At 53.6% G+C, this 7,985-nt stretch carries 7 protein-coding genes; 6 read left to right on the forward strand and 1 reads right to left on the reverse strand.

The window, feature by feature from the left end:
• Positions 1–156 precede the first annotated feature (156 nt).
• The 4 genes from tuf (at position 157) to yihA (ending at position 5,273) form a co-directional block, all read left to right on the forward strand.
• Entirely contained in the window at positions 157–1,347 is a 1,191-nt protein-coding gene (gene tuf / locus L248_RS00950; RefSeq protein WP_022528152.1) for an elongation factor Tu, read from the forward strand.
• A 467-nt stretch (positions 1,348–1,814) separates the two neighbouring features.
• Entirely contained in the window at positions 1,815–3,098 is a 1,284-nt protein-coding gene (tig, locus tag L248_RS00955) for a trigger factor (RefSeq protein WP_022528153.1), read from the forward strand.
• Positions 3,099–3,408: 310 nt separating this feature from the next.
• The gene (clpX, locus tag L248_RS00960) at positions 3,409–4,650 is read left to right on the forward strand and encodes an ATP-dependent Clp protease ATP-binding subunit ClpX (RefSeq protein WP_022528154.1); all 1,242 of its coding nucleotides are present in this window, start codon (positions 3,409–3,411) and stop codon (positions 4,648–4,650) included.
• A 14-nt stretch (positions 4,651–4,664) separates the two neighbouring features.
• The gene (yihA, locus tag L248_RS00965; protein WP_022528155.1) at positions 4,665–5,273 is read left to right on the forward strand and encodes a ribosome biogenesis GTP-binding protein YihA/YsxC; all 609 of its coding nucleotides are present in this window, start codon (positions 4,665–4,667) and stop codon (positions 5,271–5,273) included.
• Between the two features lie 58 nt (positions 5,274–5,331).
• On the opposite strand, the gene L248_RS16010 is transcribed toward yihA, so the two are convergent.
• Positions 5,332–5,490 (reverse strand): SPJ_0845 family protein, encoded by a 159-nt coding sequence (locus tag L248_RS16010; RefSeq protein WP_196811973.1) that lies wholly within the window; start codon positions 5,488–5,490, stop codon positions 5,332–5,334.
• 176 nt (positions 5,491–5,666) lie between these two features.
• Here L248_RS16010 and L248_RS00970 point away from each other — a divergent pair, with 176 nt between their 5' ends.
• Complete coding sequence (locus L248_RS00970; protein ID WP_040534175.1) at positions 5,667–7,115, forward strand: ABC transporter substrate-binding protein/permease; 1,449 nt, start codon at positions 5,667–5,669, stop codon at positions 7,113–7,115.
• 4 nt (positions 7,116–7,119) lie between these two features.
• Entirely contained in the window at positions 7,120–7,851 is a 732-nt protein-coding gene (locus tag L248_RS00975) for an amino acid ABC transporter ATP-binding protein (protein WP_155828537.1), read from the forward strand.
• Positions 7,852–7,985: the final 134 nt, after the last annotated feature.

Below are 7,985 nucleotides of genomic sequence, written 5' to 3' on the forward strand. Positions count from 1 at the left end.
GTTTACAAACATTTTCAAACACCGTATAATGCGAAGAGGATATTTTTGAAGGGAATTGCGGCTTTTGTTTTCCCAACAAAAGTAGTACAATTTTATCTAAAGACTTTGCGCCGAGCTGTGCGCTGAGTCCTCGAAAAATACAGGAGGTTTCTTTTCATGGCTGAAAAAGAACATTATCAAAGAACTAAACCCCATGTTAACATTGGTACAATTGGCCACGTTGACCATGGGAAAACAACTCTGACGGCAGCAATCACCAAGGTATTGGCTGCGAAGGGCTTGGCAAAAGCTGAGGACTACGCTGATATCGATAAGGCGCCGGAAGAAAAGGAACGTGGCATTACCATTAACACTGCCCACGTAGAATACGAGACTGAAAAGCGTCACTATGCGCATATCGATGCCCCTGGGCATGCCGACTACGTTAAGAACATGATCACCGGTGCCGCTCAGATGGATGGTGCGATCTTGGTCGTTGCCGCCACTGATGGCCCGATGCCCCAGACCCGTGAGCACATTCTGCTTGCCCGTCAGGTTGGTGTTAACTACATCGTTGTCTTCTTGAACAAGGTTGACTTGGTTGACGATGACGAATTGGTTGACTTGGTCGAGATGGAAGTTCGCGAACTGCTGTCCGAATACGATTTCCCTGGCGACGATATTCCTGTTGTCCGCGGTTCTGCGTTGAAGGCATTGCAGGGCGACCCTGAACAAGAAAAGGTCATCATGGAATTGCTCGACATCATCGACGAATACATTCCCACTCCGGAACGTGACGTTGATAAGCCGTTCTTGATGCCTGTCGAAGACGTCTTCACCATCACTGGTCGCGGGACCGTTGCTTCTGGCCGTATCGACCGGGGCACGGTCAAGGTCGGCGACGAAGTTGAAGTCGTTGGTCTGAAGCCGGAAGTGCTGAAGTCCGTTGTTACTGGGTTGGAAATGTTCCGTAAGACCTTGGATCTGGGCGAAGCCGGCGACAACGTTGGTATCTTGCTCCGTGGTCTGAACCGGGATCAAGTAGAGCGTGGCCAAGTTTTGGCTAAGCCGGGTTCTATCCAAACCCACAACAAGTTCAAGGGTGAAGTTTATATCTTGAGCAAAGAAGAAGGCGGCCGTCACACACCGTTCTTCTCCAACTACCGTCCGCAGTTCTACTTCCACACCACTGATGTTACCGGTGTGATCGAACTGCCCAAGGGTGTTGAAATGGTTATGCCTGGCGATAACGTTACCTTCGAAGTTGACCTGATTGCTCCGGTCGCTATCGAAAAGGGTACGAAGTTCACCGTCCGTGAAGGCGGCCGTACTGTTGGTGCCGGCCAGGTAACCGACATTCTGGACTAATATTAGTTTAGGCTGATATGGTCTTGCCCTGTATCCCCATGGATACGGGGCTTTTTTATTGAGAGGGCGGAGGCCGACGGTTAGCGGCACCGGGCTGAGCGGCCTTAAGCCAGAAATCCCCGCACTTGGGATTTTTGGCTTAAGGTCCTCAGACCGCGTGCCGCTGTCGGCCGCAGCCCGTTTCCTGGTGTACTGTGACGGTTCAGTGATTGTTCCTGGCTCGCATCAGGTGAGTTTACCCTCTAAACGGGAGCCCACCATGGTCTAAGGACCCTAACGCAAAAAGCCCAAGTGCAGGGCTTTTCACGTTAGGGCCGCTTAGCCCAGGTGGGCTGACCGCTCGGCTCCACCCTCTCTTTTCTTCGTCTCTGTTTACACCCGCCTCGCTTTCGTATATCATTGTTAGGTATGCGATACACGTGCGCGCGTGTCGGCAAAATTGTGAAATGTAACCGGAGGTATTCAATATGTCTGCAAAATGGGAAAAGCAAGGTACGAACGATGGTACTTTGACTTTTGAGATCGACCTGCCTACTATCAAAAAAGGCATGGACCAAGCTTTTGCTCGTGTGAAGAAGAACATCAACGTACCTGGTTTCCGTAAAGGCCATGTTTCTCGGACTGTCTTTGATCGGATGTTCGGGGAAGGCGCCTTATACGAAGACGCTTTGAACATCGTGCTGCCCGACGCGTACGATGCTGCCGTCAAGCAAGCCGCCATCGCACCCGTTGACCAACCTAAGTTCAACGTGGAAAAGATGGAGCCTGAGAACCCTTGGGTCGTTTCTGCAAAAGTGACCGTGAAGCCTGAAGTCACCTTGGGCGACTATAAGGGCCTGACGGTGCCCAAGCAGGACCGCGAAGTCACCGACAAGGACCTGGACGACAAGCTGCACTCTTTGCAAGAAGAGCAGGCTGAACTGGTTCTTAAAGAAGATGGCGCCATTGAGAAGGGCGACACCGCAGTCATCGACTACGAAGGCAGCATTGACGGCACCCCGTTTGACGGCGGCAAGGCTGACAACTACTCCTTGGAGATCGGTTCCAACTCCTTCATTCCTGGTTTCGAAGACCAATTGGTTGGCCACAAGTCTGGCGACCATGTCGAAGTGAAGGTCAAGTTCCCCGATGATTACCAAGCCAAGGATCTGGCCGGTAAGGATGCGGTCTTCCAAGTAACGATCCACGAGATCAAGGAGAAGCAGCTGCCCGACTTAGACGACGAGTTTGCTAAGGATGTCGATGAAGACGTCGATACTTTAGACGAACTGAAGGCGAAGCTGCGTGATCAGCTGAAGCAAGAAAAGGACCAAAAGGCCGACGACGCGATTCAAGAATCTGCCGTCAACCAAGCCGTGGCCAACGCCAAGATCGACGACCTGCCGGACGTGATGATCGACAACGAAGTCCACAACCAGATGGATCAGTATCTGGGCAACTTGCAGCGCCAAGGAATCAATCCGCAGATGTACTATCAATTGACCGGGACCAGCGAAGCCGACCTGCACAAGCAGTTCGAGCAGGACGCTGCCCAGCGCGTTAAGACCGATCTGGTCTTAGAAGCCGTGGTCAAGGCGGAAGACATCAAGCCTTCTCAGGAAGACATCGACAACGAGATCAAGAACTTGGCCAATGAATACGGCATGAAGGAAGACGACGTTCGCAAGGCGCTGACCGCTGACATGCTCAAACACGACATTGGCATCAAGAAGGCCATCGACCTGATCGTTTCTTCTTCTAAGGAAGAATAAACGCATCTCCAGGTCTCACCCGGCACGCACCGCACCCGCCTCTCGGCCCGTACGGTAGCGTGCTTTCTTATTTCCAGAAACGCACCACCACACCACCAACAGTTTTCGCCCCAGACGACAAAAACAGCACACCTCCGCTAAGGACGATACACTGCCGTCCCCCCAAGACGCTGCCCCCAGCCCATGCACCTGCAAATAAGGCGGCAGCGCGAAGCGCAACGCCGCAGGCGGATAACTTTACGGGTGGTCGTCCCGTGTGGTATCGTTTATGGAGACTAAATGTCCGCAACAGCAAAGAAGGGTTGGTTAAATGTTCGATAATATTGACACCACCGGTCCCATCAAATGTTCCTTCTGTGGGAAAACGCAGGACCAGGTAAAGAAAATCGTCGCCGGCCCTGGCGTATACATCTGTAACGAATGTATCGATCTGTGCAAGGAGATCATCGACGAGGAATTCAAAGAGGATTCCTACACCGATTTGTTGAAGGTTCCTAAGCCCATCGATATTTTAAAGACACTGAACGAATATGTCATTGGTCAAGATGATGCCAAGCGCGCTCTGGCCGTGGCCGTTTATAACCATTACAAGCGGGTCAACGAGATGTCTGACCCCCATGATGATGGTCCTGAATTGCAAAAATCCAATATTGCCTTGATTGGGCCGACGGGTTCTGGGAAAACATTCCTGGCCCAGACGCTGGCCAAGCTGTTGGATGTACCGTTCGCGATTGCAGATGCCACGACCTTGACCGAGGCCGGCTACGTCGGGGAAGACGTGGAAAACATCCTCTTGAAGCTTTTACAGAACGCTGATTACAACGTGGAGCGGGCCCAGAAGGGGATCGTCTACATCGACGAAATCGATAAGATCGCCAAGAAGAGCGAGAATGTCTCGATTACCCGGGACGTTTCTGGTGAAGGTGTGCAGCAGGCCTTACTTAAAATCTTGGAAGGCACCATTGCCAACGTTCCGCCCCAGGGCGGCCGGAAGCACCCGCAGCAAGAATTCATTCAGATCGACACCACGAACATCCTATTCATCGTAGGTGGCGCGTTCGACGGTATTGAAACCATCGTTCGCAACCGGCTGGGTGAGAAGACGATCGGTTTCGGTACCGATTCGGCGAAGCATATTGACGAGTCTAAGAGTGTGATGCAGCAGATCATCCCCGAGGATTTGATGAAGTTCGGGATTATTCCGGAATTCATCGGCCGGGTGCCGATCATCGCGGCCTTGGAGCCGCTGACCGAGAACGATCTAGTACGGATCCTGCAAGAACCTAAGAACGCTTTGGTGAAGCAGTATAAGAAGCTGCTCTCCCTGGATCATGTGGACCTGGAGTTCACGCCGGATGCACTGCGGGCCATTGCCCACGAAGCCATCGAGCGGAATACCGGCGCCCGGGGTCTGCGGGCCATCATGGAAGAAGTCATGATGGATACTATGTTCGAAGTCCCCAGCGAACCTAACGTGAACCGGGTATTGGTCACCGCCGCCGCGGTCCATGGCGACGAGAAGCCCGAACTGCAATTGAAGAAAGCATCGTAAGTTGGAGGTAAAATTTGTTAGTTAACGACGTCGATATACGCACCAGTGCTGTCTCGCCGAGTCAGTATCCCACTGACGGCTGGCCAGAAATCGCCCTGGTGGGACGCTCTAACGTCGGCAAGTCGTCGCTGACGAACAAGCTGATCAACCGCAAGGCCTTAGCCCGGACGTCCAGTGCGCCGGGCAAGACTCAGACACTCAACTTTTACGAAGTGGAGCACCAGCTCTTTTTCGTGGATGTCCCCGGGTACGGTTATGCCAAGGTATCCAAAGCCCAACGCGCGGCTTTTGGCGAGATGATCGAGGCTTATTTGACGGGCCGCACCGTTCTGCGCGGTGTTGTCCAGCTCGTGGATGGCCGCCATGCCCCCACCGCGGATGACGTGGCCATGTACCAGTATTTGACGTATTACCATTTACCGGTGCTGGTCATCGCCACCAAGATGGATAAGGTGAAGCCCAGTCAGTACAACAAGTCGGAAAGCAGTGTGCGCAAGACGATGACCCTATCGCCGGGCACCCCGCTGGTCCTTTTCTCCGCCCAGACCGGGATGGGGAAGGACGCTGTGTGGGCGTGGATCGAGGCCCGTATGCAGGACCCCGAGCGCACGCCCCAAGGGTGATCTGATCAATACAAAACACCCCTGCAACAAATCAGCTGATTTGTTGCAGGGGTGTTTTTTACTTCTTTTTCTCGTCTTTACTTGGTTTTTGTTTCTTGTCGTCTTTCTTTTCGTCGCCATCTTTCAAGTCGATCTTCTTCTTCAGATCTTCCGGAATCGTCGCGAACGAATCGAACATACTGGTCAGGGTGTTTTCTCGTTTGACCGTTAAGCCCATGGCAATCACCTCTTGTGGCTACAGTGTACCAAAAACCCCGAGAAAAAACTACTGGTAAGGCTTTCTTATGAATAATATATTAAATATACGGATATTTATGCGTAAAAGTCGAAATATATTGCATATAATGCCTTCACCCGGTATATTAGAACCATTAATCAATTGGAGTGAATGGCATGCAGAAAAAGTGGTTGCACAGAATCGTGGCGCTCTTGGCGGCACTGTTCTTGACAGTTCCGCTCTTGGCCCAGACTCAGCCGGTCCAGGCAGCGGCGAATGATACGTCGCTGGCAGACATCAAGAAGAAGGGGACGCTGGTGATGGGGACGTCGCCGGATTATCCGCCTTACGAATTCCTCGTCAACAATAAGCCCGTGGGGATGGACATTGATATTGCCAAGCAGATTGCCAAGGATATCGGCGTGAAGCTGGTGGTCAAGCAAATGGACTTCGATGCCCTGCTGGTGGGTATCGAAACCCACAAGATCGACATGGTTCTGTCGGCCATGACGCCGACGCCGGCGCGGAAACAGAGTGTGGACTTTTCTAACGTCTACTACAATTCCGGCCAATCCATCATCATCAATAAGACGGACAAGAACATCTACAAGAATTACAAGAACTTCGCCAATAAGAAAGTGGGGGCGCAAACCGGCTCGCTGCAATACGACTTGGTGAAGAAACAGATCAAAGGGGTCAAGATGACCGGGCTGACTAAGGTGACCGACCTGATCATTGCCCTGAAGACCCACAAAATCGACGGTATCGCGACCGAATCCGCCGTCGCCACCGCCTATGTGAAGAATAATCCGGACTTGATGGTACTGAATCACCAGTTCAACTTAAGCGAGACCGATTCCGGCTCCGCCATCGCCTTCCACAAAGGGTCGGGGACCCTAGTAGCGGCGGCCAATAAGACCATCGCCAAGATCAAAAAGAACAACCTGACAGAAAAGTACCTGGCTGATGCCGGCAAGAGCCTGAAGGTCAATGTGGCGGACACGTCCATGTGGCACTACCGCAGCTACTTTATCAAAGGGGTCGGCTACACGCTGCTGATCAGTTTGATTGCCGTCCTCATCGGGGTTGTTTTGGGAACACTGCTGGCGCTGTCGCGGCTCAGTCATTTCTTACCGCTGAAGTGGCTGGCGACGGCGTACGTGGAATTCATTCGGGGCACACCGCTGATGATTCAAGTGATGTTTCTGTACTTCGGTCTGAACATCCCGGCCCTGACCGCCGGGGTCGCTGGGGTGGCCATGAACTCCGGGGCGTACGTTGCTGAGTACATCCGCGGAGGGATCGATTCCGTGCCCAAGGGGCAGGTGGAAGCGGCCCGTTCGCTGGGGCTTTCTTACAAAGATACGATGCGCTACGTGATCCTGCCCCAGGCCTTGAAGATCATCTGGCCGTCGCTGGGTAATGAGTTCATCTCGCTGATCAAGGAGAGTTCCATCGTGTCCGTCATTGGTGTCACTGACCTGATCTACCAGCTGCGGCTGGTCCAGGCGGCCACTTACAAGGGCATTGCGCCTTACGCCGTAGCGATGGTCATTTACTTCATCCTCGTCTTCGGCCTGACCCGGTTACTGAACTTTGCAGAAAGGAAGATGCAGCATGCCTAGTATGATGATCGAGACCAAGGGATTGAAGAAAAGCTTCGACCACACCGAGGTGATCAAGGGCATCGACGCCCAAGTGCAGCAGGGCCAGGTCATTGTCATTATCGGGCCTTCCGGCGGCGGCAAGTCCACCTTCCTGCGTATGCTGAACATGCTGGAACAGCCCACGGCCGGCACGGTCACCTTCGAAGGCCAAAATATCACTGACCTGCCGGCCAACAAGCTGGATACGGTGCGGGAAAAGATGGGGATGGTTTTCCAAAGCTTCAACCTGTTTCCCAACATGGACGTACTGGCCAATGTTGCCCTGGCACCCCAGCGGGTCAAAGGCAGCAGCCAGAAGGCGGCCAGTGAGCAGGCCATGACACTGCTCGACCAAGTCGGCCTGGCCGACAAGGCCCACGCCTATCCAGCCTCTCTCTCCGGCGGTCAACAGCAGCGGGTGGCTATTGCCCGGGCCTTGGCGATGGGGCCGGACGTGATGCTCTTCGACGAGCCCACCTCCGCCTTAGACCCGGAAATGGTCGGGGAAGTCCTGAAGGTCATGCAAGGTCTGGCCAAAGAGGGGATGACGATGGTCGTCGTGACGCACGAGATGGGCTTCGCCCGCAAGGTGGCCGATGAGGTCTGGTTCATGGACGGCGGTGTCCTGGCCGAGAAGGGCACGCCCGAGCAGATCTTTGACCATCCGCAGAACGAACGGACCCAGAGCTTTTTGGCGAAGGTGCTGGAACAGTAAGAAAAATACGCTAGACCCGGCGATTTGGGCCGGTACGGCGTTGTGCTTCGCACTGCCGCCTCGTGAACCAGGATATAATTCGCGAGACCCGGCGATTTGGGCCCTCCGGCTGGCTGGGCGTGGAACGTGGCCGG

It is taken from the genome of Schleiferilactobacillus shenzhenensis LY-73, from assembly GCF_000469325.1.
GTDB lineage: Bacteria > Bacillota > Bacilli > Lactobacillales > Lactobacillaceae > Schleiferilactobacillus > Schleiferilactobacillus shenzhenensis.

Excerpts from the sequence above, each read along its gene's own strand:
- tuf (WP_022528152.1), top strand. The coding sequence starts at position 157 with ATGGCTGAAAAAGAACATTATCAAAGAACTAAACCCCATGTTAACATT.
- tig (WP_022528153.1), top strand. The coding sequence starts at position 1,815 with ATGTCTGCAAAATGGGAAAAGCAAGGTACGAACGATGGTACTTTGACT.
- clpX (WP_022528154.1), top strand. The coding sequence starts at position 3,409 with ATGTTCGATAATATTGACACCACCGGTCCCATCAAATGTTCCTTCTGT.
- L248_RS16010 (WP_196811973.1), bottom strand. The coding sequence starts at position 5,490 with ATGGGCTTAACGGTCAAACGAGAAAACACCCTGACCAGTATGTTCGAT.
- L248_RS00970 (WP_040534175.1), top strand. The coding sequence starts at position 5,667 with ATGCAGAAAAAGTGGTTGCACAGAATCGTGGCGCTCTTGGCGGCACTG.
- L248_RS00975 (WP_155828537.1), top strand. The coding sequence starts at position 7,120 with ATGATCGAGACCAAGGGATTGAAGAAAAGCTTCGACCACACCGAGGTG.